Consider the following 26,609-nt stretch of genomic DNA (forward strand, 5'->3'; position numbering starts at 1 on the left):
CCGGGCGGGCTTTCATCCGCCCGGGCACTCGTGTCAGTCGGTTGGCTGGATGTCGTCGACGTTGGTCGAGTCGACCAGCGTGACATCGGTCTCGACGAAGTTCTCGGCGGGCTTGGCGCCCGACTCCGCGTAGGCCGTCATGTCCTCCACCACGAGGTCAAGGACCTTGGGCCAGTCCTGCACGACCGTCGCGGCAAAGGGACCGTCCTTCTTGATCTCCGCCAGCGCAATGCCCACGGCGTCGACACCGGTCACGGGAATGTCGGTGCGGCCCGCCTCGTTGATGGCCTGCACGGCGCCGAGCGCCGCGTGGTCCCAGCCGACCCACACGCCATCCAGGCCCTCCGGGTTGGCCTGCAGGTAGTCGGTGACGAACTTCAGCGCCTCCTCCTGCGACGTTCCCGGGTTCAGCACCTGCTTGATCTCGCCGCCGGCGATGTTCGCGCCGCCGGCCTTGAGCAGTTCCTCGGCCAGGTGGCTGCGGGTCATGATGCCGACGTGCGGATCGTGGCCGATGACCATGACGTTCTTGCCCTGCAGGCCCCCCATGGCCTTTTCGAGGGCACCGACGGTGAGGTCGGCGATCTGCTGCTGGTTGGAGGTCACGTCGACGACGAAGTCCTCGTTGGGCTCGACACCGCCGTCGATCGAGAAGATCGGGATGTTCGCGTCCTGGGCGGCGTTGACCAGCGGCGATATCTGGCGCGGGTCCGGGAACCCGGCCAGGATCGCGTCGACGCCCTGCGTGATCGCGCCGTTCACGTCGGTGTTGATCTTGTCGTAGTCGAACTCGCTCGTGTAGAGCCTCACGTCCCAGCCCAGCGCCTCGCCCTGTTCGACGAACGCGTCAAGGGTGGCCTTGCCAACGGGAGTCCCGTAGCCGGCGGTGAAGGCGGCGACCTTGAAGGTGTCCTCGGATCCCCCCGCCTCGTTGGCCGAACCGGAACAGCCGGTCAGCGCCATCGCCGAGGCCAGAGCCATTCCGGCGAGTGCAGCCATACGCTTACGCATCAATTACTCCTTTGTCACTCATTGCGCCGTTGGTGGAATGCCCGGATGGCGGGTCAGAAAAGGGTGTGGGACAGCGCGAGCGCGCCCCCGTCCACGGCGAGCGTGGCGCCCGTGACGAAAGCGGACGCTGGTGAGACGAGGAAGAGCATCGGGCCCTGGATCTGCTCCATGACGCCCATGCGGCCGAGAGGGACGGTCGCGCTCCATTGGCGCTCCCCCTCCGCGTCGAGCACGGCGCCGCCGCCGATCCGGGTGTCCTTGAAGGGCCCGGGGGCGATCGCGTTCACGCGGATCCCCCGCGGCGCCAACTCGAGCGCCATCTGACGGACGAGATTGAGGATCGCGGCCTTCGTGGTGACGTACGCGTACGACACCATCGGGTCCGTGCGAAGCCCGGCGGTGGAAGCCGTGACGAGGACGCGGCCGCCATCGGGCAGTACCCGGGCCGCCGCGCGGAGCGTCTCGAACGTGCCGGTGAGGTTCGTGGCCAACACGCTGTCCCACTCGTCATCCGCGTAGTTGGCGAGCAATCCCTCATCCGTGAGGTAGCTCCCGCCACCGGCGATGCCCGCGTTGGCGACGATGACCGTGGGCTGGCCGACCTCCGCGACGACGTCGCGGAGGACCTGGTCGAACGAGCCCCGGACGGCGACGTCGGCGACGTAGGAATGCGCGACGCCGCCTGCCGCGATGATGCCGTCGCGCACGGCCGCCAGCCGGCCCTCGTGCCGGCCCACGACGACCACCACGGCACCCGCCGCCGCATAGATCTCCGCCGCGGCCTGGCCGATGCCGCTGGACGCGCCCGTCACGATGACGATGTCGCCGCGCAGGTTGAAGAGGTCGACGACGCGGTCGTCGCCGAGGGCGGTCTCCGCCGCGTTTTTTTCCACTGTCTCGGACGTGCTCATGGGCCATGCCTTTCGTTGGTTCTCACGGCTGCAGGTGGGACGGGTGGAGGATGCGCGGTCGGCGGATCCCCCACCCGTCGGCGGCTCAGTTCGTCGGCGTGAAGCCGGCGACGTTGCTGCGGTCGATGAGGGTTCCTTCGACCTCGACGAAGTTCTTGGAGGGCAGGGTGCCCGACTTCTCGTAGGCTTCCATGTCGCCCACCACCTGGTCGACGACCGAGCTCCAGTCCTGGAAGACGGAGGCGTAGAACGGGCCGTCCTTCTTGATCTCGTTGACGGCGATGCCCAGGGCATCGACGCCGGTCACGAAGATGTCCTCACGGCCCGCCTCGTTGATGGCCTGCGTGGCGCCGAGCGCGGCGTGGTCCCAGCCGACCCAGACGCCGTCCAGGCCCTCCGGGTTGGCCTGCAGGTAGTCGGTGACGAACTTCAGGGCCTCTTCCTGCGACGTTCCCGGGTTCAGCACCTGCTTCATTTCGCCGCCGGCGATGTTCGCGCCGCCGGCCTTGAGCAGTTCCTCGGCCAGGTGGCTGCGGGTCATGATGCCGATGTGCGGGTCGTGGCCGATGACCATGACGTTCTTGCCGCTCAGGCCCCCCATGGCCTCTTCGAGGGCACCGACGGTGAGGTCGGCGAGCTGCTGCTGCTGGAAGGTGACGTCGACGACGAAGTCGTCGTTGGGCTCGACGCCGCCATCGATCGAGAAGATCGGGATGTTCGCGTTCTTGGCCGCGTTGACCAGCGGCGACACCTGGCGCGGGTCCGGGAAGCCGGCGAGGACGGCGTCGACGCCCTGCGTGATCGCGCTGTTCACGTCGCTGTTGATCTTGTCGTAGTCGAACTCGCTCGTGTACAGCGTGACGTCCCAGCCCAGGGCCTCGCCCTTCTTCACGAAGTCGTCCAGCGTGGACTTGCCGCCGGGAGTTCCGTAGCCGGCGGTGAAGGCGGCTACCTTGAAGGTGTCCTCGGATCCCGCTGCCGTGTTGCCGTCCGAACCGGAACAGCCGGTCAGCGCCAGTGCCGAGGCCAAGGCCATTCCGGCGAGTGCAGCCATACGCTTTCGCATCATTTTCTCCCTTGATTATGAGTGCGTAGATGAGTTTGTTGTTGTGCCGCTTGCGGCGGGGCTATGCCTTGCGGGCTTTGAGCGCCGACAGCGTGACGGCCGCGATGATGATGAGCCCGGTAAGCACCTGCTGGACGTAGGTGTTCACGCCGATGATGTTGAGGCCGTTGCTCATGACGCCGATGATGCCGACGCCCACGAGGGTGCCGCCGACGTTGGCTTGCCCCGACTTCAGGATGGTCATGCCCAGGAAGACCGCCGCGACGGCGAGCATCATGTAGTTGTTCCCGCTGGCCGAGCTCGCGCTGCCGAGGCGGCTGACCAGGATGATGCCGCCGATCGCGGACGCCAAACCGGCCACGACGAAGGCGAAGAAGCGGGTCCACCGCACGTTCACGCCCGAGAGCCGGGCAACCTCGGCGTTGCCGCCCACCGCGTACCAGCGGCGGCCCAGGGTGGTGAACCGCAAGACGATCCACAGGATGACTGCCGCGGCAACGGCGAAGAAGATGGGCATGGGGATTCCCATCGGCCTGCCCTGCCCGATCCAGAAGAAGTCTTCCGGCATTCCGTAGAGCGTGGTGCCGCTGGTGGCGATGAAGGCCAGGCCGCCGACGGTCGTCATGGTCGCGAGGGTCGCCACGAAGGCGGAGAGCTGGAGGAACGCCACCAGGAAACCGTTCACCACGCCCACCAGGATGCCGACGCACAGTCCCGCGACGATCGCCAGCGGGATGGGGGTTCCCCCGATCATCAGCGACGCCGCCGTGGCGCCCGAGAGGGTCGCATTGGTACCCACCGAGAGGTCGAAGTCGCCCACCACCATCACGACCGTCTGTCCGACGGCGATGATCGTGAGGATGGCGATCTGTTCGAGGATGTTGCGCATGTTTCCGAAGCTGAGGAACACGTCAGGACGCATCACCGTGAAGAATGCGATGAGGGCGATCAGGGCGACGATCGTGCCGCTCTGCCAGAAGAGCTGGGAAAGGGAGGCACGTTCGCGTACCTGCGGCGCCGTCGTCGTCGTTGCCGAGAGCGTGTCGGTCTTGGTCATGTCAGTCGGTCTTTCCGTAGCAGTAGGAGAGGAGCAGTTCGTCGTCGGCGCCCTCGGCCTGCACCTCGCCGGCGATCCGGCCCTCGTGCATGATGATGATGCGGTCCGACATTCCGATGAGTTCGGGCAGTTCCGAGCTGACGGCCACGACGGTTGTGCCGCCGGCGACCAGCTCGCGGATGAGGCGATAGATTTCGGCCTTCGTGCCCACGTCGATGCCGCGGGTCGGCTCATCCATCAGCAGCACCTTGGGCTTGCGGGCGAGCATCTTGGCGAGCACGACCTTCTGCTGGTTGCCGCCGGAGAGCTGGCCGACGGCCTGCCGCGGCCCGCGGGCCTTGATCTGCAGATCCGCGAGTCCTTCGCGGGCCAGGTCCACGACCTTGCGGTCCGACACCCACCCCAGCGAGCTCACCGCCTTGAGGTTCGCGAGTGCGATGTTGTCTTCGATCGGGGCGCTGACGATGACGCCCTGGCTGCGCCGCTCCTCGGGGACGAGGGCGATCCCCGCCTCCAGGACGCGTCCGACGCCGGGGGCGTGCGGCAGGCGCTGGCCGGCGACGGTGATCGTCCCCGACGAGTGCTTCTGGGCGCCGGCCAGCAGGCGCAGCAGCTCGCTGCGCCCGGAGCCGGCCAGTCCGCCGATGCCCAGGACCTCGCCGGCGTACGCCTGGAAGGAGACGTCCTTCACCCGGCGCCCGTTCAGGCCCTCGACCGCCAGCACCACCTGGTCGGTGGCGGTGCTGCGCTCCGGGAAGAGCTCCCCGGCGGAACGGCCGACCATCGTCGAGATGACTTCGTCCACCGTGGTGTCGGCGACGGCCTTGGTGGTGATGGTCTCGCCGTTGCGCATGATGGTGAGGCGGTCGCAGAGCTCGAAGACCTCCTCGAGGCGGTGGGAGACGTAGACGATCGCGACTCCCTCGTCGCGCAGCCCCCGGAGCACCGCGAACAGGTCGGTGATCTCCAGGTCGGTGAGGGCTGCCGTCGGCTCGTCGAGGATCAGCACCCGGGCGTCGGTGGCGAGGGCGCGGGCGACGGCAACCATGGTCTGCTGCACGGGCGAGAGCTGCCCGGCGAGCTTGCCGAGCGGGATGCGCTGGTTGAGCCGGTCGAGCTGCTCCTGGGCGCGCTTTCGCAGGGCGCCCCAGCTGACCAGGGATCCGCGGCTGGGCATCTGCTCGCCGAGCAGGATGTTCTCGGCGACGCTGATCGTGGGGATGATCGAGAGCTCCTGGTAGAGCGCCACGACGCCGGCCTTGTGGGCGGCCCGGACGTTCGCGAACTCGAGCTCTTCGCCGTTGCGCACGATCTGCCCGGCGTCCGGCGTGTACAGCCCGGTGACGATCTTGATGAGCGTCGATTTGCCCGCGCCGTTTTCGCCGAGCAGGGCATGGATCTCGCCCGGCTGCACCGACAGGCTCGCGCCGTTGAGGGCGTGCACCCCGTCGAAGCGCTTGACGATGCCGCGGGCTTCGAGGGCCGCGACCGGCTCCAGCAGGGCGGTCACGGTCGAAGAGGGCTCCAGGGCCGTCATGCGGCACCTCCCCCGTCCTCGATGCGGTTGCAGCGGATGACGATCTTCGGGTGCTTTCCGCTCACGTGTGCTTCGAAGGCCGCCGGGGCGTCCTCGAGGTCGAACACCGTCTCGGTGAACTCGTCCAGCTCCAGGTGGGGCAGCACCTGCAGCGCCCGCGGGAATGCGTACGGCGAGACGAAGACGCCGGTGAGCGTGAGTTCCTTGAGGTAGAGGTAGTCCGAGAGGTTCAGGGGCATCTCGAAGTCGTGGGGGTACATCGCCCCGTAGACGACGGTGGCCCCCTTGGCGGCGATGTCGAGCAGGCCGCGCACGGCGCGCGGCGATCCGGAAGCGTCGACCACGACGTCGTACCCTCGGCCGTCGGTGATCTCCTGCGCCCGCTGGTACTGGTCCTCGGTGACCGGATCGATCACGGCATCGGCGCCGTGGCGCAGCGCCATCTCGCGGCGCTCGGCGATCGGCTCGATGAGGGTGAGCGACGTCGCGCCGTTCATCTTCAGCACCTGCAGGGCCAGCTGTCCGATCGGACCGCCACCGCAGACGGCCACGCGGTCGCCGACCTTGATGTTGGTCTTGTCCGCGATCCGCACGGCAACGGAGGCCGGCTCAAGCAGGCAGCCCTTCAGCAGGGACACGCTGTCCGGCAGCTTGTAGACCTGCGACTCGTGCCAGGTCACCGTCTCCGCCATGCCGGGCCGGTTGTACTCCTGGATGTGCTCGCAGAACTGCTGCTGGCCGCCCCGGCAGGGCGTGCACGTGCCGCAGAAGCGCAGGAAGTTGCCCGCGATGCGGTCGCCGATGCGCAACCCGTTGCGGTGCGCCTTCTCGCCGAGCGCCTCGACCACGCCCGAGAGTTCGTGACCGAGGCCGATCGGCACCTCCGTGCCGAAGAACCCCTCCGCCAGATGCGGGTCCGATCCGCAGATCGCGGAATAGGCGACTCGAATCCGGACATCCTCCGGTCCAAGTGCCGGCTCGATCAAGTCGACCAGGCCGATGCGGCCGCGAGCCTGCTCGTCGGGATCGCGGAGGCTCCCGATCTTGGTGACAGCTACTGTTTTCATTCGTCTCTCCGGTGGGCGCGTGACGGGTGAGTGGTCAGGGTTGCGCGGCGATGACGCGCCGGGTGGCAGCGATCGTCGCGTCGAGTCCGTAGCCGTGCTTGTTGCGCAACTCCTCGTCCCCGCCGAAGCCTGCATAGACCTGCGGGATGCCGAGGCGCTCGAACGCGGTGAGGTGGATGTTGCGGTCGGCGACGACATCCGCAACCCGCGAAGCGAGGCCACCGTAGGCCAGGTGGTCCTCCAGGACGACGAACCTTCCGCCGGTTTCGGCGGCGCAGCGCGCGATGAGTTCCTCGTCGATCGGCTTGAGCGTGAACATGTCAACGACGCGCACCGAACGCCCGTCCTTCGCCAGCTCCTCGGCGGCATCCAGCGCCTGGGCGACAACCGTGCCGTGGGTGAAGATGGTGGCGTCGGTGCCCTCGCGCGCAACGATGCCCTTGCCGATGCGCACCTCGTGCTGGCCGGGCTCGTAGAGCACCTTGTCGCTCTTGCCGACGGCGAGGCGGATGTAGATCGGCCCCTGCATGGTCATCGACTGGCGGATGACCTCACCGACCATGAGCGGGTCGCCGATGGACGTGACGGTCATGTTGGTCAGGGCGCACATCAGCGCGAGGTCCTCGACCGCGTAGTGGGTGGAGCCGCCGTTGCCGACCAGGCCGCCGTGGGTGCCGATGATTTTTACCGGAAGATTCGGATAGCAGACGTCGGTGCGCACCTGCTCGAGCGCACGCATGCTCAGGAACGGAAGCATGCCCGAGACGACCGGGATGTTGCCGTCGTACGCCAGGCCCGCCGAGATGCCGACGCACGCCTGCTCGGCGAGGCCCACGTCCAGGAACCGCTCCGGGAACTTGTCGCGGAACTCCACGAGCGTCGCTCCAATGTCGGGGGTGATTACCCAGAGGTTGTCGTACTCGTCGCCGAGCTCGGCGAGGGTCGATCCGATGACGGACCGTGCGGAGAGCATTTCTCCAAAGGTGAAGGTAACGGGCATCAGACTGACTCCTTCTCGCGCGATGCTTCGAGCGCTGCCATCGCGCGCTCCAGGTCGGCCGGCCCCAGCGAGCCGGCGTGCCAGGCCAGGTTGCGTTCCATGAAATCGACGCCCTTGCCCTTGACGGTTTCGCAGATGATCACGGTCGGGCGGTTGCTGTCGGCCGGAGGCAGCGTGTCGATCGCCTCGACAAGCTGGCGCATGTCGTGCCCGTCGACGTTGACCACGTTCCAGCCGAACGCCGCCCACTTGTCCGGGTACGGCTCGAAGGCGATGCGCTCCTCCGCAAAGCTCGTCATCAGCTGGCGGTTGCGGTCGATGAAGGCGACCAGGTTGCCGAGTTCGTTGCTGCGGGCCGCCATCGCCGCCTCCCAGACGGATCCCTCGCCGGTTTCGCCGTCGCCGAGCAGGCAGAACACGCGGTGTTCCTCGCCGCGACCCCGGGCGCTGAGCGCCATTCCCACGGCCAGGGGCAGGCCGTGTCCCAGCGAGCCGGTGGAGCACTCCACTCCCGGCAGCTGGACCTTGCAGGGATGCATGCCGTAGGCCGAATCAAGCTGGCCGTACGTCTCGACGATCCCGTCGTAGGAGAAGAACCCGCGCATGGCCATCGCGATGTACATGCAGACCGCGGCGTGCCCCTTGCTCAGCACAAAGCGGTCCCGCGCGGGGTTGGCGATGTCGGACGGATCGACGTCGAGACCATAGTGGTAGAGCGCCGTGAAGATGTCCGCGGCGGAAAGGTCGCCGCCGATGTGCACGGCCCCCTCATAGGTGCCGCACAAATGCAGCAACTTCGATCTCAGCTCGAATGCGAGATCTTCCAACTCCTCAATCGTGGGCGGGTTGCCACCCGTCCGCAGGCTCATTTGGCCCATCTGATGCCTCCTCGTCGAATGACACGGATGCCGATTTGCCGCCGTTTCGTGGCGTCCCCATCGACTCGCTCGTGGTCGAAGAACCGCTGCTTCCGGCTTCGATGTGACGAGGCTAACAGTATGCTGTTTACATGTAAACAAGATTCTTTATAAACTTGCTTCAGTGGCGAGCCAGGGCATCCGGGCGGGACGCGGGCCCGCCGAGCGTTGCCCCGCCCCGGGCCCCTGAGCCCCAGGAGACTCCCGACCGGAGATCCGGACCACCTGGACCGTGTTCCTCTGTGACACTTATCCATAGACCAACTAGGCGATCCGTATTCATGACCGCCAGAAGGAGGGCCATGTCCAGCGAGAGAGAGCAGCGGCTACGCGCGCTGATACCCCCCGATGCCGTCACGGAGCCGCTGGCCGAGACGATAGACCCGGAGAACTTCACGCCAAGGCTTCTGGCCCTGTTGTCCAACGCCCTCGTGTGGAGGGAGTCCCAGGAAATGCGCCGGCGCTTCGGTCTCGGAACGAACGATTGGCGGGTCATCTCCGCCGCGGCGATCCGCCCCGGCACGTCGGCGACCGAATTGTCGGAGTTCCTCGGCCTCAACAAGGCCGTCGTTTCCAAGAGCGTCAATACCCTGATCGAACGCGGTCTCCTGCTTTTGATCGACGGGCCCCGCGGATCGCGGCCCATGTACCTGACCCGGGCGGGAGCGGAGATGCACGAGGCCATGCTGCCGATCTCGATGCGCGGGCAGGAGATCATCCTGGCCGACCTCTCCGGCGAGGACATCGGCCGGCTCAATCACCTGCTGCGCCGCATGCTCGAGAAGACGCGGGAGCTGCAGACGCTCGAGAACGGGGCACAGGTCTGATGGGGCACGAATCCGACGACGCACAGGCCTGACGGGGCACGGATCCGGCACCGCCCGGGCCTGAACCGGGGGCCCGCCGGGGATCGGGCGCCTGCCCGCACACCCTCCCTTAACGCGAAACGGCCGTTGCAACCCCCGAAGATCCGGGTGTCGCAACGGCCGTTGGAAGCCATGCGGTGAAGGGTGCGGTCCCGCCGTCGTGCCGTCCCCGTCCCGGGGATCGGCCGTTCTGGCGCTAGTTTTGGTTGGCCCAGAGCAGGCGCCAGTCCGGGTCGGGAAGCCCGACGCGAGCGCCGGGGAAGCCGCCGACGTCCTTGCCGACGTACCAGCCGTTCTTGTGCGCCACCAGCGGGGCGATCGGCAGCCACTCCGCGAAGCGGTTCTGCATTTCCGCGTAGATCTCCGCCTTGCGCTCCTGGCCCTTCGGCGTGCGCAGCTCGTCCAGCAGCGCGTCCACCTCCGGGTCCCCCGCCTTGCCGTTGTTGCCGGTCGAGGTGGAGTGGAAGAACTGGCGCAGCTGCTGGTCGATCTCCTCGCGGACCTCGGCGAAGCGCAGCTGGGACTGGTAGTTCCCGGAGAGGGCCTCGGTGACCATGGTCGGCTGGTCGGACACGTTCAGGGTCACCGTGATCCCCACGTCCTGGAGCATCTGCTGCATCACCTGCGCCTGCTTCTGGAACTCCGGCGGGGACGTGGTGGTCATCGCGAACTCGGCCTTGCCGCCGTCGGCCACGTACTCGGCCACCAGCTTCTTGGCCGCCTCCGGGTCGAAGGCCGGCCAGGCCGTCTCGGCGTAGAACGGGTTGGAGGAGGGGAAGATGCCGGTCATCGGGGTCTGCTTGCCCTCGAACGCGGCCTGGTTCAGCCCGTTGTTGTCGATGGCCTGGATGACCGCCTGGCGGAAGCGGACGTCGTCGAACGGGGCCTTGGTCAGGTTGAACAGCACATCGTAGAAGGTGCCGTCCGGCTGGTAGAGCGAGGTCAGGCCGCCCTCGGTGGCCTGGGCCAGGTCGACGCCGGACTGGGTGGAGGCCAGGTCGATGTCGCCGGCGACCGCGGCGGCCAGGCGGGTCTGGGTGTCGGTGGCGGTGACGAACTTGAGTTCGTCCAGATACGGCTGGCCCTTGATCCGGTAGTCCGGGTTGCGCTCGAGCACGATGTCTCCGCCGGCCTTGAAGGACTTGACCTTGAACGGGCCCACGCCCACCGGGCTCGCCCCGAAGTCCTTGCCGAGCTTCTCGACGGCCGCGGGCGACGGGATCATGGACGGACCGCCCGGCTGGCCCCAGACGAAGATCTTCGGGAACACCATGTTGGGGGCCTTGAGGGTGAACTTGACGGTCGCGTCGTCCACGGCCACCATCTTCTCGATCTGGCGCACGTCCCCGGCGGAGCGGGACATGGAGCCCTCCGCCGCCAGGTTCTTCAGGTGCGCCACCACGGCCTCGGCGTTGAAGTCGGTGCCGTCGGTGAACTTCACCCCGGTGGGCAGCTTCATCGTCCAGGTGGCGCCCTTGTCGCTCGTCTCGATCGACTTGGCCAGTTCGGGGATCACGTTGCCCTTCTCGTCGTACACGAACAGCACGTCGAAGATGGCGTTCATCGCGCTGCGCGCGCTGGAGACGGATGAGGTCGGATCGAGCGATTCGACCGGCGCAATCATGCCCACGGTGAGGGAACCGCCCGACTTGGGCTCGCCCAGGCTCAGCTCCTGCGCGCCCGACGCCGTCACGGTTACGCCACTGGGCAGGGTGCCGGCACTGGGGGCCGCCGGGCCGGCGGTGTTCGCCGCGCCGCAGCCAGCGAGCAGGAACGCGACGCCGACCAGGCTCAGCACCTTGCGGCGGCCGGGCTTGATTGCATTCAGCATGGTGTGGAACCTTCCAACAAATGGTGCGCCGAAGCGGCGCCTGAACGACGCCCGGAATGCCCGGCGCCGTGACCGGCGGTGCGTCACGTCACACTCTGCCCATCGCGTGATTCAGGCCACAGCATCCCGTCCCGCCGATTGGAACATGCACTACGGAAATCCCTCATGGCGCCCGTTGGCTGCCGCAGGCCCCGGAGCAGCGCCGGCCAAAGGACCGGAGCCGCGGACGCAAAAACGCAGGGCCGTGCCACCCCAGCGACTTGGGTGGCACGACCCTGCGGATCGGTCCCGCCGTCCCCGGCGTCGCGTTCAGGGAACGCGGCCGGGGGCAGCGGACGGCTGCTGCCTGCCTGCCTGCCGGCTGCTAGTCGGCGATGATCGACGCGAGCACGGGGCGGCGGCCGGAGACGCCGGCCCATTCGGCGGTCTTGCGGGAGACCTGGCCGTTGGTGAAGAACTCGGTGAACACCGCGTTGAACATCTCCGGCTGGTCGGTCTGGCCCTGGTGGCCGCAGTCGTCCGGGTAGAACACCTGGACGTTCGGGAGGACGTCTTCCTGGAGGTAGGCGTTCTCCACCGGCCCCATGACGTCCTGGCGGCCGTAGAGGTAGATCATCGGGATGGTCAGCTGGTCCAGGCGGCCCTTCAGGCGCATCAGCTGGCCCGTGTTCGGGTCCGTCGCTGCGTTGCGGTTCCACTTGGCGGCAGCCATGAAGGAATCCTTCTGGGTGGTCGCGGAGGCGGTGCGCAGGGCGATCACGGCGTCGGTGACAGCCTCGGGGCGGTGGATGATCGTGGTCATGATCTCGCGCATGGACTCCGCAGTGCCTTCCCACTTGGGGAAGCCGATGCCGGGCTGGACGAGCGCCGGATCGATGTCCAGGGCGCTGTTGAAGCCGCTGGTGGCGATCATCGCGAGGCGTTCGACGCGCTCCGGGTAGGTGACGGTGAAGTACGCGGCGCACTGGGCGCCCTGCGAGTTGCCGGCGATCTGGAAGGTGTCCAGGCCCAGCGCGTCGACGAAGTCGCGCACGAACTCGACCCAGCTCATGTGCCCGCGCACCGGGCGGTACTGTTCGCGGGTGTCGGACTCGCCGAAGCCGGGGCGGTCGGGGGCGTAGACGCGGAAGCCCGCCTCCGCCAGCGCCGGCATCATGAAGCGCCAGCCGGCCGCGCCTGAGGACCCGGGCAGGCCGCCGTGCACCAGCACGACCGGCTTGCCGTCAACGGGCCCGGCAACCATGTAGTGGGCGTTCGCCCCGTTGATCAATTCGATGGTTTCGCTGGAGGCTCCGGCGATGCCGATCGCGTCGGTGCTTGCTTCGATGCTCATGTGATCTCCTCAAGGTTTGGGGAAGGGTGCGACGGCGGGGCCCGGCTTGCTCGGGCCCCGTGGAGAGGTGCCGGGCAGGCCCTTCGATGCCGTTAAGACCGACACGATAGGGCCCGCCAGCGGTGGTACCTAGAGCTTTGTTCCGGCCGGCAGATCGTGGCCGAAGTAATCCAGCGACCAGTTGCTGTACCAGGGCTCGGCGACGTTGACGATGTGGTTCATGCCCGCGTGCATGTCCCGCCAGAAGCGCTGCAGCGGCTGGTCCAGGTGCAGCGACCCGCCGCCGGCGTGCAGGAACAGGTCATCGACCGCCGCCAGCGCGCGGTGGGTGGCGCGGACCTGGTTGCGGCGGACCTCCAGGCGCATCTCCACCGGGACGGTCTTGCCGGTGGCGGCGTAGTCGTAGACCCGCTCGAAGTCGCCCAGGACGTGGTAAATGCTGGACTGGATGTCCGCGGCGGCCTTGCCAACCGCCTGCAGCTGGAACGTGTCGGTGGAGGACTGCCTGCCACCCATCTGGACCCGCTTGGAGTTGAACGCCAGCGCCGCGCCCAGGGCGCCCTGGGCGATGGCCAGCGTGCCGGTCACGATGGCCCCGGAGAACATGACGCCGCGCGGAATCGAATACAGCGGGTTGTCCAGGCCCAGCGCCCGCGCCGCGGTGCCGGCCACGATCTCGTCCTGCGAGATCACCCGGTAGTCGGGCACGAAGACGTCCTTGACCACCAGGTCCTTGGAGCCGGTGCCCTTCAGGCCCATGACCTCCCAGGAGTCCTGGAGGATCTCGTAGTCGGCGCGCGGGAGGCAAAAGTGGCGGACGTCGCCGCGGTTGGGGGTGCCGTCCGGGTTGGCCACGAAGCCGCCGATCATCACCCACTGGCAGTGGTCGGTGCCGGAGGAGAACTTCCAGTGGCCGTTGAAAATGTAGCCGCCCTCGACCGGTCGCCCGACGCCCATGGGCGCGTACGGGGAGGCGATCCAGGTGTCCTGGTCCTGGCCCCAGAGCTCCTCCTGCAGGCGCAGGTCCGCCTGGGCCAGTTCGTGCGGGTGCACGCCCACGACGCCGGCCACCCAGCCGGTGGCTGCATCGGCGGAGCCGGTGGCCAGGACTGCCTTCATGAAGTCCACCGGGTGGGATTCCATGCCGCCGAATCGCTTGGGCTGGAGCATGCGCACGAGGCCGGTGTCCTTGAGCCGGGAAGCGACCTCGTCGGTGAGGCGTCCGGCATCCTCGTTGGCGCGGCCGTTGGCGGCGAAGTACTCGGCCAGCGCCTCGACGCGGCTCTGCACATCGGTGGCGGCCGCGGCTTCGGTTTCCTTGAGTACTGCAGTCATGGTCTTCGTCCTTCGCAAATCTGGTGGCGCCTAGGAATTGTCCGCGGCGTCGGTGGGGTCAACCGGGCGGTTCTTGTTGTGCCCCCAGTAGTGGGCCGCGTTGTAGCGGGTCGGGGTCCAGGTGGCGTCGTCGATCTTGATGCCGCCGGTGCCGTACTCGAGGCCGAAGTTGGACGGGGTGCGGACGTAGAAGGACACCATCTTGTCGTTGGTGTGCTTGCCCAGGGTGGACAGGATCGGGGCGGCGTCCTCCTCCAGGACCTTGTCCCAAGCCCGGCCGACGATGTCGAGTTCGTCGACCTCGAACATCAGGTGGCCGATCGCCGAGCCCACGTTCGGCAGCTGCGCGAAGGCGTAGGAGTGGTGGCGCTCGTTGCAGTACAGGAACGTCAGGTCCAAGTGGTGGCGCGGGCCCACCTCGATGTGGTCGGAGAGCTTGAAGCCCAGGACCTCGAAGTAGAGGTGGTTGTAGGCCTCCCAGTCGACGACGGACTGGAAGACGTGGCCCAGGCCGCCGGTGCCGGTGACGAAGCCGGCGCCGGTTGGGGAGACGAAGCGGTCGATGGTCTCGCGCAGGCCGTAGTGCAGCTCGATGTCCAGCAGCCCGTCCGGGTCGGTGAACACGGCGCCGGCGGTGATGCGGCGCTCGGCGACCTCGTCCTTGTCCAGCTGGCGCACCGCGTAGCCGGCGGCCTCGACGCGGGCGGAGAGCTCGGCGAGCTCCGCGGCGCCACAGACCTCCCACCCGATGACGGCCAGGCCGTCGCGGTCGGCCTTGTTGACGACGACGCGGTATTCCTTCTCGTCGAGGCGGAATTCGAGCCGGTCGGCGGTCTTGACGGCCACCTGCAGGCCGAGCAGTCCGGCGCCGAACTCCTCCCAGGCGTCCAGGTCGGTGGTGTCGATGATGGTGTAACCGAGGCTCCGGACGGCGGCACGGGTGCCGGCCGGGGCCGAAACGGCCGCGGTGGTCTCGGGATCAAGAATGGTTGCGGATGCCATGGCGGTGGTTCTCCTTGGTTGAGGGATGGTTCATGGGGGCGGTTGCCGGGCTACTGCACGCGCCAGACAAGGCGCCAGTCCGGCTCAATTACGCCGATGCGGGCACCGGGGAAGCCGCCGACGTTCTTGCCGACGTACCAGCCGTTCTTGTGCGCCACCAGCGGGGCGATCGGCAGCCATTCGGCGAACCGGTTCTGCAGCCCGGTGTAGATCGCGCGGCGCTCGGTTTCCGAGCTGGCCTGCCGGGCCTGGTCCAGGAGCTTGTCGACCTGGGGGTCGGAGCCCTTGCTGTTGTTGCCCTTGGAGGTGGAGTGGTAGGTGCTGCGCAGCTGCTGGTCCACCTCCTCGCGGACCTCGGTGTAGCGGTGCTGGGCCTGGTAGTTTCCGGAGAGGGCCTCGGTGACCATGGTTGGCTGGTCGGAGGTGTTCAGCGTCATCGCGATCCCGGCGTCGGCGAGCATCTGCTGCAGGATCGCGGCCTGCTTCTGGAACTCCGGCGGTGAGGTGGTGGTCAGCGTGAACTCGGCCTTGCCGCCGGCGGCGACGTATTCGGCCACCAGCTTCTTGGCCGCCTCCGGGTCGTAGCCCGGCCACGCCGTTTCGACGTAGAACGGGTTGGAGGTCGGGAACATGCCCCGCATGACGTTGTGCTGGCCCTGGAAGACCGCCTGGTTGAGGCCGTCCAGGTCGATCGCTTGGATGACGGCCTGGCGGAACCGGACGTCGTCGAACGGGGCCTTGGAGAGGTTGAACAGCAGGTTGTAGTAGCTGCCGTCCGGCTGGTAGAGCGGGGTCAGCCCCCCTTGGGCCGCGGCCGCGAGGTCGGTGGCGGACTGCGAACTGCCCATGTCCAGGTCCCCGGCGATGGCGGCCGAGACGCGGGTCTGGGTATCCGTGGCGGGGATGAACTTGAGCCCGTCCAGGTACGGCTGGCCCTTGATCCGGTAGTCGGGGTTCCGCTTCAGCACGATGTCGCCGCCGGGCTTGAAGGATTCCAGCATGAACGGGCCCACGCCCACCGGCTTGGCCCCGAAGTCCTGGCCGAGCTTCTCCACGGCGGTCGGGGACGGGATCATGGACGGACCGCCGGGCAGGCCCCACACGAAGACCTTGGGGAACCCCATGTTCGGGGAGGCCAGCGTGAACCTGACGGTGGCCGCGTCGGTGGCCACCATCTTCTTGATCTGGCGCACGTCCCCGGCCGAGCGGGACATGGATCCCTCGGCGGCCAGGTTCTTCAGGTGCTTCACGACCGCATCGGCGTTGAAGTCGGTGCCGTCAGTGAACTTCACGCCGGTGGGCAGCTTCAGGATCCAGGTGGTGCCCTTGTCGGAGGTCTTGATCGACTTGGCGAGCTCGGGGACCACGTTGCCCTTCTCGTCGTAGACGAACAGGACGTCGAAGATCGCACGCTGCACGTAGCCGCCCGAGGCGGAGGAGGTTCCGGGGTCCAGGGACTCGACCGGGGCGAACAGGCCGACCGTCAGGGTGCCGCCGGCCTGGGGTTCGCCGAGGGACAGCGCCTGCGCGCCGGAGGCCGTGGTGGTGACGCCTTCGGGCAGGACGGTGCCGGCGGAGGCGCCGTTGGAGGGGGCGGCCCCGGTGGTGCTCGGGCTGCCGCAGCCGGCCAGGAGGAGCGAGGCGCCGAACAGGCTCAGCACCGTGCGACGGCTGGGCTTGTTTGCATTCAGCATGTGGTGGGACCTTCCAAGGGATGGGGTGTTTGACGCGGGCGGATCGGCGAACGGTTCGCCGCCCCGAATGGCGTGTAAGTCACATCACACACTGCCCGTCAGCGGCGGCCCGGAGACACCTGCGCGTACCGCATCCCGAAACGGAATTTGGCTCCGCCCCGAAAGTTCCGGATGCCGGTACAACCGGCTCCCCCGCCCTCCCCGGACCGGGCGCACAATGGCCCGCCGCGCGGGCGAGGGGACAACGCGGCGTAGATGAAACGGCGCCGCACAGATGGGCTGGCGCCGTGCGGATGGGATGGACGCACGAAAGGGCCGCGGGCACCTTTCGGTGTCCCGCGGCTGGGAGGAGGCAAGGCTGGGAGCGCTCGCCGACGTCGTACCGGCGCCGTCCACGGGTCCGAATCAGTCGAACCGTGAATCAGTCGAACCCCGAATCAGTCGAACATGGCCGCGGAGATGCCCTGGGCGGCGGTGCGGACCTGTTCCCCGACGAGGGCCTCGTTGAAGCCTGCGGTGGGCGAGGAGACGGAGATGGCGGCGATGGCGCGGCCTCGGCGCAGGATCGGCGCGGCGACGCAGATCAGCCCGAGGGCAACCTCCTCGCGGTCGTGGGCGATCCCGTCGACCTGGATCTGGTGGAGCTGGTTCACCAGCCGGCCCGGGTGGTTGTTCGAGTACGGGGTCATCCGCGTCAGCGGCTGGTCCAGGACGGCCATGACCGTCTCCTTGTCGGAGAAGGCGAGCATCGCCTTGCCGATGGCGGTGCAGTTGGCGGGCATGCGGCCGCCGATCGTGGTGGGCAGGCGCTTGGCGCGGTGGCCGTGGATCTTCTCCAGGTACAGCACCTCGCCGCCGTCGAGGACGCCCAGGTGGACGGTGCGGTTGACGGTGGCGTAGAGCTCGGAGAGGAACGGGAGGGCGACGTCGCGCAGGCCGCTCGGCTTGCACAGCTCCACGCGGTTGCCCATCTCGAAGACCCGAAGGGAGAGCTGGTACTTGGTGCCCACGCGCTCGACGTATCCGCCGCGCTCCAGGGTAGCCAGCAAGCGGAAGGCGGTGGACTTGTGGATGCCGGCCCTCCGGGACAGGTCGCTGACGCCCAGCAGGCGGGAGCCGTTGCGGAAAGCGTCCATGAGCTGGAGGGCCTTCAGCACCGATGTCGATCCGTCGCTGGAGGAGACGGCCGTCCGGGGCGTCTCGAGAACCTCGTGCTGCGCCAGTGCAGTCATCTTTTGTCCGCCTTGTCGATCGGGGCATTCTTGCCTCTGCGGGGCGGCTTCCGCCGCCCCGCAGAGGCAAGAAATGTAGTGTCCAATACAGAATCTGTAGTGAATACTACGGACATGAGATGGGCATCACAACCCCCTCCGCCTTGGGGCGGCGGCGGAGCGCAACGGATTTCGACGTTCCACATTCCGGAACCGCCAAGTTGGCGCAAAAACCCTGCGGTTGTCTGATTGGTGATCGGGGCCACAAACTCCTTCGGCCCCTCCCGGAACAGAGCACGAGGAGCAGGACCATGCCGGACACCGCAGCAGACACCACCATCGACCCCCTGAAGTTCCGCGAGGTACTCGGCCACTACCCCACCGGCGTCGCACTGATCACCGGCATCGCCGACGACGGCGCGGCGATCGGCATGGTCGTGGGCACGTTCACCTCCGTGTCCCTGGACCCGCCACTGGTGGCCTTCCTGCCGACGAAGTCCTCCCACAGCTTCGAACGCCTGCGCACCGCCAGCGGCTTCACCGTCAATATCCTTGCCCACGACCAGGAGGACCTCTGCCGCCGGCTGGCCCGGCCCGCCGCGGACAAGTTCGCCGGCCTCGACTGGACCCCCTCCAGCGCCGGGGCGCCCATCCTCGACGGCGTCGTCGCCTCGATCGACTGCACCTTCCACTCCATCCTGGACGGCGGGGACCACCACATCGTCCTGGGCGCGGTGCAGGAGCTGGAGGTGCGCCGTCCCGTGGCTCCGCTGCTCTTCTTCCAGGGCGGCTACGGCGGCTTCACCCCGCGCTCCTTCATGGTTCCCACCGACCAGGAGCTCGCCTCCGGCGTCACCCTGGCCCAGGAGGTCCGTTCCTCCATGGAGCTGCTGGCCGAGGAGATCGGCGCCGAGGTCACCGCCTTCGCCCGCATCGGCAGCGACGTCGCGACAGTGGCCACCGCCGCCGGGAAGGACATTGGCACCACCGCGGTCCTGGGCGCCCGGTTTCCGCTGATGCCGCCGCTGGGCGAGCTCTTTGTCGCCTGGGAGGATCAGACCGAGGTCGATGCCTGGGTGGCCCGCGCGTTCGGGGCCGACGAGGAGACCCAGTCCCTGTTCCGGTCCCGGCTGGAGACCGCCCGCCGGAGGGGGTGGGCCCTGTCCTTCCACAGCGGGTCCACCGACAACGACCTGCTGGAGGCCATGCGCGACTACGGGCGCGGCGAGCTGACCCCCGCCCGCCAGCGGGCCGTCACCCAGACGATCGTCAGCGCCACCGACCGCTACCGGCTGGGCACCCTGGAGGCCGGGGAGACCTACGACGTCGATGCGATCATGGCCCCGGTGCGCAACGCCGCGGGCACGGTCCAGCTGGTGCTGCGCCTTTCCCAGCTGCCGGCGCCCGCCACGTCCGAGCGCGTGCAGGCCTGGGCCCGGCAACTGACCTCCGCCGCCAACGAGGCCAGCGCCCGCATCGCCAAAGCCGGCTGAGGGCGGTGGCCCGGAAGAACCCCGAAAAGTGACGCCTTTGTGCGGGTGTTTCCGCGAATTGTGACGTGTAAGTGCGGGTACGCACGGGAAAGTGTCGACCGCGTCCGGGGCCCCTCCCCGCCCACCCAAGATTTTGCTCGCTTCCGGGCAGTGCGCGGGAAATAGTGCGCGGCGTGAAGGTCGATCACCGGCAGTGCCGACGCCGGTTTGGGCGCATGACGCAGGTCGTCGGACTGAGTCCGACGCCGGCTGGCCGGCAAGGAGGCAGGGAGGCGGGGAGGCAGGTGGCACGATTCCGCAAGGTCCCTGCCTCAGAGGTAGCAAAATCCTGGAAACACTGCCTGCAAACGAGCAAAATCCGGAAGGGGACCCGCACTTACGCAGCACAATTCGCGGAAACACTCGCACAAAAGCGTCACTTTTCCGAGGGGGCGCACGCGGGACTGCGGCTCACGCGCGGCGGGTCGGGCGGCGGGGGCAAACGGTGGGTCTGGCGGCGGATCAGGGGGCGCGGGTCAGGAGGCGATGGCGGCCTTCTCGGTGTGCAGGTATTCGACAGCTCCCCGCGCAATGGCGGCCATCGCCGCGGCGTGGGAAGCCAGGGGCCGGTTCCGGTCCTCGAGCTGGACGGAGATAAACAGCCCGTCGGCCAGCACCTGAAGGAGGTCGGCCAGCTGCCGCGCCTGGCGCGCGTCCAGGCCGGGATCCGTGGCCTCGACGAACCAGCGCGCGACGCGGCGCGAGCGCTCGGCGCGGATCTCCTTGAACGCCCGGCGGCCCGCCTCCCCGCCTCCGCTGTGCTGCAGGGCCAGCAGGTGTCCGATGCGCAGCGGGGCGGGGTTCGACTCGGCGTCCGCGAGCATCCAGCCCAAGCGCTCCTCCAGCGCGTCCTTCCAGCCCAGGCCCAGTTGATAGGGACGCCCTTCGACCGCGGCCAGCCAGGATTCGCCGCCGGCCTTCATCACCTCCGCCAGCAGGTCGTCCTTGTCCTTGAACTGCCAGTAGAGGGAGCTGGCGGGCAGCCCCGCCTCCTTGCAGATCTTGGCGATCGTCGCGCCCTCGAAGCCGCGGGCGGCCATGACCTTCTCCGCCGCACGCAGCAGGGTCTCGCGCGAGGACGGCGGCTCGGCCTGGCCGGAGCGTGCAGATCGGGAGGGGGCGGGTAGGGATGGGGCACCCAGCGCCGGCACCTGGGCGGATCCGGGCGCCACGCCCTCGCGGGCCGCCAGCGCCAGCCCGTGCGCAAACATGCGCGTCATGCGGCGCGGGAACGCCCCGGACAGGGCCTGGTTGAGGAAGCGGCCGTCAAGGAACGCCAGGGTGAGGTCCCCCAGGTAGCCGGATTCGCTGGTGTGGAGTTCGACGCCGAGCTCGCGGCCCCACCAGTCGACCATGCGCCCCCGGGAGTAGCCACGGATTTCGACGAAGCGGCCGCTCAGCTGCGGGTCGACGTCGGGCCCTTCCAGCGCGACGGTCAGGCCCAGGCGCCAGTAGTCGGACTGGCGCGGGACGCGGGCGCCGAACGTGAGGTTCTCGACGAGGCGGGCCTCCAGCGTCTCGGGAGAACCGGTCTGGACCCATTCGGGGACCTCGGCCCGCCGGCCCTGATAGCTGTGCTCGAGCGCCTCGGCCAGCAGCACCTGCTTGTTCTTGAAGTGCCAGAAGATCGAGCTGGCCGGCAGCCCGGTTTCCTCGGTGATCCGGGCGATGGTGGCCGCACGGTACCCGCTCTCCGCGGCGATGCCCAAGGCGGCCTCGAGGATGCGTCGGCGCGAGGCGTCCCCCTGGCGGTTGCGGCGCCTGGTCGGTTCGGTCATGGAAGGGTCGATTCGTCTCGTCGGTGGGAGCCGGGCAGCCTCGGCCCGCGGGATGGCAGTCACCAGCGTAACGGAGGAGGCCACCGCAGTGGCGGACGTCACGTTTCAGCATCCGGAACGATCCCGTGGCCCGTTGTGACGGGTGGCACATACCGTCATGACTCATTGCATCCCATCCACTAACTCGGAGGACCCATGGCGCCAAAACTGCGCATCGCCGCGGTACGACTGGCCCACCTGGCCGGCGTGCTGCTCGGCGTCAGCTTCTTGGTGTACGTACTGCTTGACCTTCTCCCCGGGGACACGGCCGAAGTCATCGTTGCCTCCAGCTCCAACCCCACCGAGGGCGCGGTGGAGGAAATCCGCCGCCAGCTCGGCCTCGACCAGCCCCTCCTGGTCCGCTACTTCCAGTGGCTCGGCGACGCCATCACCGGCAACCTGGGCGTGTCCTTCCGCACCGGCCAGCAGGTCGTCGACGCCATCGGTGAGCGCCTCCCGGTGACCCTGGAGCTGCTGGTCCTGGCGGAGGTCATCTCCCTGGCCATCGCCGTTCCGCTGGCCGTCGCCGCCGCCAAGCGCCGCGACACCAAGTTCGACCGCGGCACCGCCGTCGTCACCTTCGGCCTGCAGTCCATCCCCAACTTCGTGGTCGCCCTGGTCATGATCGTGGTCTTCTCGGTCACCCTCGGCTGGCTGCCCGCCATCGGCTACGTGCCGATCGAGGAAGGCCTCGGGGCGAACCTGGAGTCCCTGATCATCCCCGCCGTCGCACTGGCCTCGGGCCTGGTCCCGCTGTACACCCGCGTGCTGCGCAACGAGATGATCCGCGTGCTCCAGGAGGACTTCATCCTGGTGGCCCGCGCCCAGGGCCTCACCTCCCGCACCGTCCTGTTCCGCTACGCGCTCAAGCCGTCGCTGCCGACGCTGGTGACCGTGGTGGGCATCAACATCGGCACCCTGATCGGCGGCACGATCATCATCGAACTGATCTGCGGCCTGCCGGGCGTGGGCACCCTGCTCTACAGCGGGATCAACAACCGCGACTACGTGCTGGTCCAGGGCGTCATCCTCTTCGTCGCCGCCGCCTACGTCGTCGCGAACTTCCTCGTCGACATGTTCTACACATTCCTGGATCCGAGGGTCAGCGCATGAGCACCGTCCTGAACAAGCCCGTCCCGGTCCCCGGGGCCCCGTCCACCTCCAAGGCCCCCACGCTGCCGAGGCGCCGCCGCCGCGACGGCGCCCCGCTCTCCGTCATCCTCTCCATCGCCTGGCTGGGACTCCTGGCCGCCGCGATCGTGCTGTTCCCGCTCCTGCAGCTGCCGGACCCCACGCGCAGCGACTACGGCGCCATCGCCGCCGGACCGTTCACCGAGGGGCACCTTCTGGGGACCGACGAGATCGGCCGCGACATCCTCTCCCGGGTGATCGTCGGCGCCAAGGTGTCCCTGACGGCCGGCATCGGCGCGGTCCTGGTGGCCACGCTGATCGGCTCCACGCTGGGCATCTGCGCCGGGTTCTTCGGCGGCATCGCCAACCGCGTCATCAGCGCCGCGCTGGACATCATGCTCGCCTTCCCCGCGATCGTGGCCCTGATCGGCCTGGGCGTCTTCCTGGGCCCCGGCCTGGGGACCATCATCATCGGCATCGGCATCGTGGCCTCCCCGGCCGTGGCCCGCGTCGCCCGCTCCGCCACGCTGCTGTACGTGAACCGCGACTTCGTCGTGGCCGCCCGCGGCATGGGCGCCGGCAGCTGGCGGATCCTCTTCCGCGAGATCCTGCCCAACGTCGTCGTGCCGGTCATCGCCTACTCGACCGTGCTGATCGCCGTGGCGATCGTCGCCGAGGCGTCGCTGAGCTTCCTGGGCCTGGGCGTCCCGCCGCCGTCCTCCTCGTGGGGCTCCATGATGGGCACCGGCCGCGCGGAGCTGCAGCACCACCCGCACATCGTGCTGGTCCCGGCCGCCGCCATGTTCCTGACCCTGCTGGCGCTGAACTTCCTGGCCGAGTTCCTCAGCAAGCGCTTCGACATCAAGGAGGCCGCACTGTGAGCACCACGGAAACCCTGGCGCCCAACGCCCCGCTGCTGGAGATCAAGGACCTCCACATCCACTTCGACACCGGCCGCGGCATCGCGGAGGTCGTCAACGGCGTGGGCCTGCGGCTGGAAGCCGGCAAGGTGCACGGGCTGGTCGGCGAGTCCGGCTCCGGCAAGTCGGTGACCTCCCGGGCCGTGATGGACCTGCTGCCGCGCCGGCGCATGTTCCGCCGCGACGGCTCCATCAAGTTCAACGGCCGCGAGATCATGGGCCTGACCGAGGACCAGATGCGCGCGGAAATCCGCGGGCGCCACATCTCGATGGTCTTCCAGGATCCGATGACGGCGCTGAACCCGGTGATGCGCATCGGCCAGCAGATCTCGCTGCCGCTGCGCCGCCACTTCGGGATCTCCAAGAAGGAGGCCTGGGAACGCGCCGTGGAACTGCTGCACCAGGTCGGCATCCCCAATCCGGCGGAGAAGGTCCGGTCCTACCCGCACGAGATGTCCGGCGGCCAGCGCCAGCGCGTTATGATCGCGATCGCCCTGGCCTGCGACCCGGAGCTGCTGATCGCCGACGAACCGACCACCGCCCTGGACGTGACCGTGCAGGCCCAGATCCTGGACCTGTTCGACAAGCTCCGCGAGGAGCGCAACCTGGCGATCCTGCTGGTCTCCCACGACCTGTCGCTGATCGCCGAGCGCTGCGACGACGTCTCGGTCATGTACGCCGGCCGCATCGTGGAGTCCGGTCCCGCGGCCGAGGTCTTCGCTGCGCCGTCCCACCCGTACACGCACCTGCTGGAGGAGGCGCGCCCGTCGATGGAGAACGAGCCGCACACCCTCCTGAAGACCATCCCGGGCCGGCCCCCGTACCTGGTGGACCTGCCTCCGGGCTGCTCCTTCGCCGCGCGCTGCCCGCGGGCCACCGCGGAGTGCCACGAGACCCGGCCGACGCTGGAAACCACCGGGGAGGGCCGCCGCCTGGCGTGCTTCCACCCGCTCGCGGCCCACACCACCGATTCCGAACTCTCCGCGACAGGAGCCTCCTCATGACCTCTCCCGCAGTGGACACCGTCGCCTCCCCCTCCGCCGACGCCGAGATCGCCCTGCGCGGCACCGGGATCGTGGTGGACTACAAGGTCCGCGGCAAGAAGCCCTTCCGCGCCGTGCACGGGGTGGACATCGAGCTGCGCCGCGGCGAGACGCTTGGCCTGGTCGGCGAATCCGGCTGCGGCAAGTCGACCACGGGCAAGTCCCTGATCCAACTCCCGGCGCCCACCGGCGGGGAGGTGTGGCTCGGCGACACCAAGCTGACCGGCATGAGCCAGGGCCAGCTGCGCGGGCTGCGCCGCCGCCTACAGCTGATCTTCCAGGACCCGATCGCCTCGCTGAATCCGCGCCGCACCGCCCAGCAGATCGTGGCGGAGCCGCTGAGCCTGCTGGGGACCAAGGACCCGATGGGGCGCGCACTGGAGGTCCTGGCGCAGGTGGGCGTCGACGAGCAGATGGCCAAGCGCAAGCCGCACGAGCTCTCCGGCGGCCAGTGCCAGCGCATCTCGATCGCCCGCGCGATCGCCCAGGAGCCCGAGGTCCTGATCTGCGACGAGCCGGTGTCCGCGCTGGACGTCTCGGTCCAGGCCCAGGTGCTGAACCTGCTGGAGAAGATGAAGGCCGAGTACCAGCTCTCCATGGTCTTCATCTCCCACGACCTCGCCGTCGTGGCCAACATCAGCGACCGGGTGGCAGTGATGTACCTGGGCCGGATGTGCGAGGTGGCTCCGTCCACCGCGCTCTACCGGGCGCCGCGGCACCACTACACCTCGCTGCTGCTGAACTCCGTGCCGAAGCCCGGCCAGGAGCGCGAGCGCACCGTGGTCTCCAAGGACCACGGGTCGATGAAGTACGACGGCACCGGGTGCCCCTTCGCCTCCCGCTGCCCGGCGGCGACGGAGGTCTGCAAGACCACCATGCCCGACCTCACGACGCTGGGGCCCGACCACCAGGTCGCGTGCCACCACCCCATCGAGGCGTAGTTCGGCCCGCGGGCCCGGCTGGGCGCGGCGCGGTTCAAGGCGACTCAGTGCAGGACGACGACGGCGGGTTCTCCCGCCGTCGTCGTCCTGCGTTGCGGGCCGTCCCGGCGGAGGCCCCGCTGCCGGCCGCGGCCGCGGCCGGCCTCCTCCGCCCTGCCGCCGAATCCCCGCCCGGATCCTTGCCCCGAACCGGTGTGATTCGGATCGCATTCTGGTACGCTCAATCCAGTTCCTGTATCACTTACTACAATCTCGGCAAAGGTGCCGCGATCCGCTGCGGAAGGTGACTTGCATGACCCTGACGGCCGAACCGATCACCAGCGTTTCCAAGACCTCGACGTCCGTGCGCAAGGCGCTGGGCCTGCTGGATGCCTTCCGCGACGGCACCCACGCCGTGGGCGTCAGCGAAATCTCCCGCCGCGCCGGCATCCCCAAGTCCACCGCGTTCCGGCTGCTGGCCACCCTGGAGGAATGCGGATTCGTCGAACGCGTCGGCGCGCTGCGCACCGACTACCAGCTCACCTGGCGGGTGTTCGAGCTCGGCAACCGCGTGGAGCACTGCGCTCCGCGCGGACTGCGCGACATCGCGCTGCCCTACATGTCCGAGCTGTGGTCCGCCCACCACCGGGCGGTGCATCTGGCCGCGCCCGCCGGGGACGAGGTGGTCATCGTGGAGAAGATCCACGGCCACCAGGCCGGGCGGCTGCTGACCTCAACCATCGGCGGACGCACCGCGCTGCACCGCACCAGCCTGGGCAAGGTGATCCTTGCGTTCTCCAGCAAGGAGACGGTCGATGCCGCGCTGGGGCGCCCCTTGGCGCCCCGGACGCAGTACTCCCTGGTGCACCCGGGGCAGTTGGTGAACCAGCTGCACCAGGCGCAGCGCGAGGGCGTCGCCTACGACCGCGAGGAGAGCAGGTTGGGGCTGACCAGCGTGGCCGCGCCGATCCTGCGCCGCGGGCGGGCGGTCGCCGCAGTGTCCCTTTCCTCCCCCACCAGCGGCTTCAGCGAAGGCTTCACCGACGCGGTGAAGACGGCAGCGCGCGGAATCACCGAGGCGCTGCGGACCGCCGACGCGGCCGCCTAAAGGGTCCGGCCACAAACGCCGTCCGGGTTGCGCACTCTCTGGCTTGTCCAGGGCGCGCACAACCCGGGCGGCGTTTTGGCGTGGGGCCCGTTTCCACGGCTTGTGACCCACGACATGTTTGCCGTACAGTTCTTGCTGAACGGCCAATACTCGATTATCGAACGCAAAGTTCCCATATAGAACACCCTGGGCCGGCAGCAGCCAACAGAACGAAGTAAGGAAACCCGTGAAATTCCACCACCACGGCTACGTATCCGGTGACCCGCGGGTCCAGCCGGCTGCCGGCGTCGGCATCGACCG

Annotated in this window: 22 protein-coding genes; 7 read left to right on the forward strand and 15 right to left on the reverse strand. The window is 68.5% G+C overall.

Features of this window, described 5'->3' with window-relative positions; all coding sequences use genetic code 11:
* Nucleotides 1-33: 33 nt before the first annotated feature.
* The 8 genes from ABD912_RS11755 to ABD912_RS11790 all read right to left on the reverse strand — a co-directional run bounded on the left by ABD912_RS11755 (nucleotide 34) and on the right by ABD912_RS11790 (nucleotide 8,476).
* The gene (locus tag ABD912_RS11755; protein WP_345150981.1) at nucleotides 34-1,011 is read right to left on the reverse strand and encodes a sugar ABC transporter substrate-binding protein; all 978 of its coding nucleotides are present in this window, start codon (nucleotides 1,009-1,011) and stop codon (nucleotides 34-36) included.
* 53 nt (nucleotides 1,012-1,064) lie between these two features.
* Entirely contained in the window at nucleotides 1,065-1,922 is an 858-nt protein-coding gene (locus tag ABD912_RS11760) for an SDR family NAD(P)-dependent oxidoreductase (protein WP_345150982.1), read from the reverse strand.
* A gap of 85 nt (nucleotides 1,923-2,007) precedes the next feature.
* Nucleotides 2,008-2,976 carry a sugar ABC transporter substrate-binding protein gene (locus tag ABD912_RS11765; RefSeq protein WP_345150984.1) on the reverse strand — a complete coding sequence of 323 codons (969 nt, stop codon included), beginning with the start codon at nucleotides 2,974-2,976 and terminating at the stop codon, nucleotides 2,008-2,010.
* A gap of 73 nt (nucleotides 2,977-3,049) precedes the next feature.
* Nucleotides 3,050-4,045, reverse strand: coding sequence for an ABC transporter permease (locus tag ABD912_RS11770; protein ID WP_345150985.1), 996 nt, complete (start codon nucleotides 4,043-4,045; stop codon nucleotides 3,050-3,052).
* A gap of 1 nt (nucleotide 4,046) precedes the next feature.
* Complete coding sequence (locus ABD912_RS11775; RefSeq protein ID WP_345150986.1) at nucleotides 4,047-5,582, reverse strand: sugar ABC transporter ATP-binding protein; 1,536 nt, start codon at nucleotides 5,580-5,582, stop codon at nucleotides 4,047-4,049.
* A complete protein-coding gene (locus ABD912_RS11780; RefSeq protein ID WP_345150987.1) occupies nucleotides 5,579-6,649 on the reverse strand; it encodes a zinc-dependent alcohol dehydrogenase in 1,071 nt (356 codons plus the stop codon). Before ABD912_RS11780 ends, ABD912_RS11775 begins: the two co-directional genes overlap by 4 nt.
* Nucleotides 6,650-6,683: 34 nt before the next feature.
* Entirely contained in the window at nucleotides 6,684-7,649 is a 966-nt protein-coding gene (locus tag ABD912_RS11785; RefSeq protein WP_345150988.1) for a transketolase family protein, read from the reverse strand.
* Nucleotides 7,649-8,476, reverse strand: coding sequence for a transketolase (locus ABD912_RS11790; protein ID WP_345150990.1), 828 nt, complete (start codon nucleotides 8,474-8,476; stop codon nucleotides 7,649-7,651). The genes ABD912_RS11785 and ABD912_RS11790 overlap by 1 nt, the downstream gene beginning before the upstream one ends.
* Nucleotides 8,477-8,868: 392 nt before the next feature.
* Here ABD912_RS11790 and ABD912_RS11795 point away from each other — a divergent pair, with 392 nt between their 5' ends.
* On the forward strand, nucleotides 8,869-9,393 hold the full coding sequence (locus ABD912_RS11795) for a MarR family winged helix-turn-helix transcriptional regulator (RefSeq protein ID WP_345150992.1): 525 nt from the start codon (nucleotides 8,869-8,871) through the stop codon (nucleotides 9,391-9,393).
* Nucleotides 9,394-9,628: 235 nt separating this feature from the next.
* On the opposite strand, the gene ABD912_RS11800 is transcribed toward ABD912_RS11795, so the two are convergent.
* The 6 genes from ABD912_RS11800 to ABD912_RS11825 all read right to left on the reverse strand — a co-directional run bounded on the left by ABD912_RS11800 (nucleotide 9,629) and on the right by ABD912_RS11825 (nucleotide 17,859).
* Nucleotides 9,629-11,263 (reverse strand): ABC transporter substrate-binding protein, encoded by a 1,635-nt coding sequence (locus ABD912_RS11800; protein ID WP_345150993.1) that lies wholly within the window; start codon nucleotides 11,261-11,263, stop codon nucleotides 9,629-9,631.
* Nucleotides 11,264-11,627: 364 nt separating this feature from the next.
* Nucleotides 11,628-12,596 (reverse strand): alpha/beta fold hydrolase, encoded by a 969-nt coding sequence (locus ABD912_RS11805; protein ID WP_345150995.1) that lies wholly within the window; start codon nucleotides 12,594-12,596, stop codon nucleotides 11,628-11,630.
* A gap of 129 nt (nucleotides 12,597-12,725) precedes the next feature.
* Nucleotides 12,726-13,931 (reverse strand): acyl-CoA dehydrogenase family protein, encoded by a 1,206-nt coding sequence (locus tag ABD912_RS11810; RefSeq protein WP_345150997.1) that lies wholly within the window; start codon nucleotides 13,929-13,931, stop codon nucleotides 12,726-12,728.
* Nucleotides 13,932-13,961: 30 nt separating this feature from the next.
* The gene (locus tag ABD912_RS11815; RefSeq protein WP_345150998.1) at nucleotides 13,962-14,933 is read right to left on the reverse strand and encodes a VOC family protein; all 972 of its coding nucleotides are present in this window, start codon (nucleotides 14,931-14,933) and stop codon (nucleotides 13,962-13,964) included.
* Between the two features lie 50 nt (nucleotides 14,934-14,983).
* Complete coding sequence (locus tag ABD912_RS11820) at nucleotides 14,984-16,627, reverse strand: ABC transporter substrate-binding protein (protein ID WP_345151000.1); 1,644 nt, start codon at nucleotides 16,625-16,627, stop codon at nucleotides 14,984-14,986.
* A 437-nt stretch (nucleotides 16,628-17,064) separates the two neighbouring features.
* Nucleotides 17,065-17,859 carry an IclR family transcriptional regulator gene (locus ABD912_RS11825; protein WP_345151002.1) on the reverse strand — a complete coding sequence of 265 codons (795 nt, stop codon included), beginning with the start codon at nucleotides 17,857-17,859 and terminating at the stop codon, nucleotides 17,065-17,067.
* A gap of 290 nt (nucleotides 17,860-18,149) precedes the next feature.
* Here ABD912_RS11825 and ABD912_RS11830 point away from each other — a divergent pair, with 290 nt between their 5' ends.
* Complete coding sequence (locus ABD912_RS11830; protein ID WP_345151004.1) at nucleotides 18,150-19,331, forward strand: flavin reductase family protein; 1,182 nt, start codon at nucleotides 18,150-18,152, stop codon at nucleotides 19,329-19,331.
* A gap of 515 nt (nucleotides 19,332-19,846) precedes the next feature.
* Here the strand turns inward: ABD912_RS11830 and ABD912_RS11835 are convergent.
* Nucleotides 19,847-21,148, reverse strand: coding sequence for a TetR/AcrR family transcriptional regulator (locus ABD912_RS11835; protein WP_345151006.1), 1,302 nt, complete (start codon nucleotides 21,146-21,148; stop codon nucleotides 19,847-19,849).
* Nucleotides 21,149-21,343: 195 nt separating this feature from the next.
* Between ABD912_RS11835 and ABD912_RS11840 the strand changes: the two genes are divergently transcribed.
* The 5 genes from ABD912_RS11840 to ABD912_RS11860 all read left to right on the forward strand — a co-directional run bounded on the left by ABD912_RS11840 (nucleotide 21,344) and on the right by ABD912_RS11860 (nucleotide 26,309).
* On the forward strand, nucleotides 21,344-22,300 hold the full coding sequence (locus ABD912_RS11840; RefSeq protein ID WP_345151007.1) for an ABC transporter permease: 957 nt from the start codon (nucleotides 21,344-21,346) through the stop codon (nucleotides 22,298-22,300).
* Nucleotides 22,297-23,199 (forward strand): ABC transporter permease, encoded by a 903-nt coding sequence (locus ABD912_RS11845; RefSeq protein ID WP_345151008.1) that lies wholly within the window; start codon nucleotides 22,297-22,299, stop codon nucleotides 23,197-23,199. Before ABD912_RS11840 ends, ABD912_RS11845 begins: the two co-directional genes overlap by 4 nt.
* Entirely contained in the window at nucleotides 23,196-24,242 is a 1,047-nt protein-coding gene (locus ABD912_RS11850) for an ABC transporter ATP-binding protein (protein ID WP_345151009.1), read from the forward strand. Before ABD912_RS11845 ends, ABD912_RS11850 begins: the two co-directional genes overlap by 4 nt.
* A complete protein-coding gene (locus ABD912_RS11855; RefSeq protein ID WP_345151010.1) occupies nucleotides 24,239-25,222 on the forward strand; it encodes an ABC transporter ATP-binding protein in 984 nt (327 codons plus the stop codon). The genes ABD912_RS11850 and ABD912_RS11855 overlap by 4 nt, the downstream gene beginning before the upstream one ends.
* A 292-nt stretch (nucleotides 25,223-25,514) precedes the next feature.
* On the forward strand, nucleotides 25,515-26,309 hold the full coding sequence (locus ABD912_RS11860; protein ID WP_345151012.1) for an IclR family transcriptional regulator: 795 nt from the start codon (nucleotides 25,515-25,517) through the stop codon (nucleotides 26,307-26,309).
* The last annotated feature ends 300 nt before the right edge of the window (nucleotides 26,310-26,609 follow it).

The organism is Arthrobacter ginkgonis, assembly GCF_039540195.1.
Taxonomy (GTDB): Bacteria; Actinomycetota; Actinomycetes; order Actinomycetales; family Micrococcaceae; genus Zafaria; species Zafaria ginkgonis.

What these genes read in the sequence shown, in the direction of transcription:
- ABD912_RS11805 (WP_345150995.1), bottom strand. Translation starts at nt 12,596, where the DNA reads ATGAGCATCGAAGCAAGCACCGACGCGATCGGCATCGCCGGAGCCTCC.
- ABD912_RS11770 (WP_345150985.1), bottom strand. Translation starts at nt 4,045, where the DNA reads ATGACCAAGACCGACACGCTCTCGGCAACGACGACGACGGCGCCGCAG.
- ABD912_RS11795 (WP_345150992.1), top strand. Translation starts at nt 8,869, where the DNA reads ATGTCCAGCGAGAGAGAGCAGCGGCTACGCGCGCTGATACCCCCCGAT.
- ABD912_RS11815 (WP_345150998.1), bottom strand. Translation starts at nt 14,933, where the DNA reads ATGGCATCCGCAACCATTCTTGATCCCGAGACCACCGCGGCCGTTTCG.
- ABD912_RS11835 (WP_345151006.1), bottom strand. Translation starts at nt 21,148, where the DNA reads ATGACCGAACCGACCAGGCGCCGCAACCGCCAGGGGGACGCCTCGCGC.
- ABD912_RS11825 (WP_345151002.1), bottom strand. Translation starts at nt 17,859, where the DNA reads ATGACTGCACTGGCGCAGCACGAGGTTCTCGAGACGCCCCGGACGGCC.
- ABD912_RS11810 (WP_345150997.1), bottom strand. Translation starts at nt 13,931, where the DNA reads ATGACTGCAGTACTCAAGGAAACCGAAGCCGCGGCCGCCACCGATGTG.
- ABD912_RS11845 (WP_345151008.1), top strand. Translation starts at nt 22,297, where the DNA reads ATGAGCACCGTCCTGAACAAGCCCGTCCCGGTCCCCGGGGCCCCGTCC.
- ABD912_RS11785 (WP_345150988.1), bottom strand. Translation starts at nt 7,649, where the DNA reads ATGCCCGTTACCTTCACCTTTGGAGAAATGCTCTCCGCACGGTCCGTC.
- ABD912_RS11775 (WP_345150986.1), bottom strand. Translation starts at nt 5,582, where the DNA reads ATGACGGCCCTGGAGCCCTCTTCGACCGTGACCGCCCTGCTGGAGCCG.
- ABD912_RS11855 (WP_345151010.1), top strand. Translation starts at nt 24,239, where the DNA reads ATGACCTCTCCCGCAGTGGACACCGTCGCCTCCCCCTCCGCCGACGCC.
- ABD912_RS11765 (WP_345150984.1), bottom strand. Translation starts at nt 2,976, where the DNA reads ATGGCTGCACTCGCCGGAATGGCCTTGGCCTCGGCACTGGCGCTGACC.
- ABD912_RS11800 (WP_345150993.1), bottom strand. Translation starts at nt 11,263, where the DNA reads ATGCTGAATGCAATCAAGCCCGGCCGCCGCAAGGTGCTGAGCCTGGTC.
- ABD912_RS11820 (WP_345151000.1), bottom strand. Translation starts at nt 16,627, where the DNA reads ATGCTGAATGCAAACAAGCCCAGCCGTCGCACGGTGCTGAGCCTGTTC.
- ABD912_RS11755 (WP_345150981.1), bottom strand. Translation starts at nt 1,011, where the DNA reads ATGCGTAAGCGTATGGCTGCACTCGCCGGAATGGCTCTGGCCTCGGCG.
- ABD912_RS11830 (WP_345151004.1), top strand. Translation starts at nt 18,150, where the DNA reads ATGCCGGACACCGCAGCAGACACCACCATCGACCCCCTGAAGTTCCGC.
- ABD912_RS11780 (WP_345150987.1), bottom strand. Translation starts at nt 6,649, where the DNA reads ATGAAAACAGTAGCTGTCACCAAGATCGGGAGCCTCCGCGATCCCGAC.
- ABD912_RS11860 (WP_345151012.1), top strand. Translation starts at nt 25,515, where the DNA reads ATGACCCTGACGGCCGAACCGATCACCAGCGTTTCCAAGACCTCGACG.
- ABD912_RS11840 (WP_345151007.1), top strand. Translation starts at nt 21,344, where the DNA reads ATGGCGCCAAAACTGCGCATCGCCGCGGTACGACTGGCCCACCTGGCC.
- ABD912_RS11760 (WP_345150982.1), bottom strand. Translation starts at nt 1,922, where the DNA reads ATGAGCACGTCCGAGACAGTGGAAAAAAACGCGGCGGAGACCGCCCTC.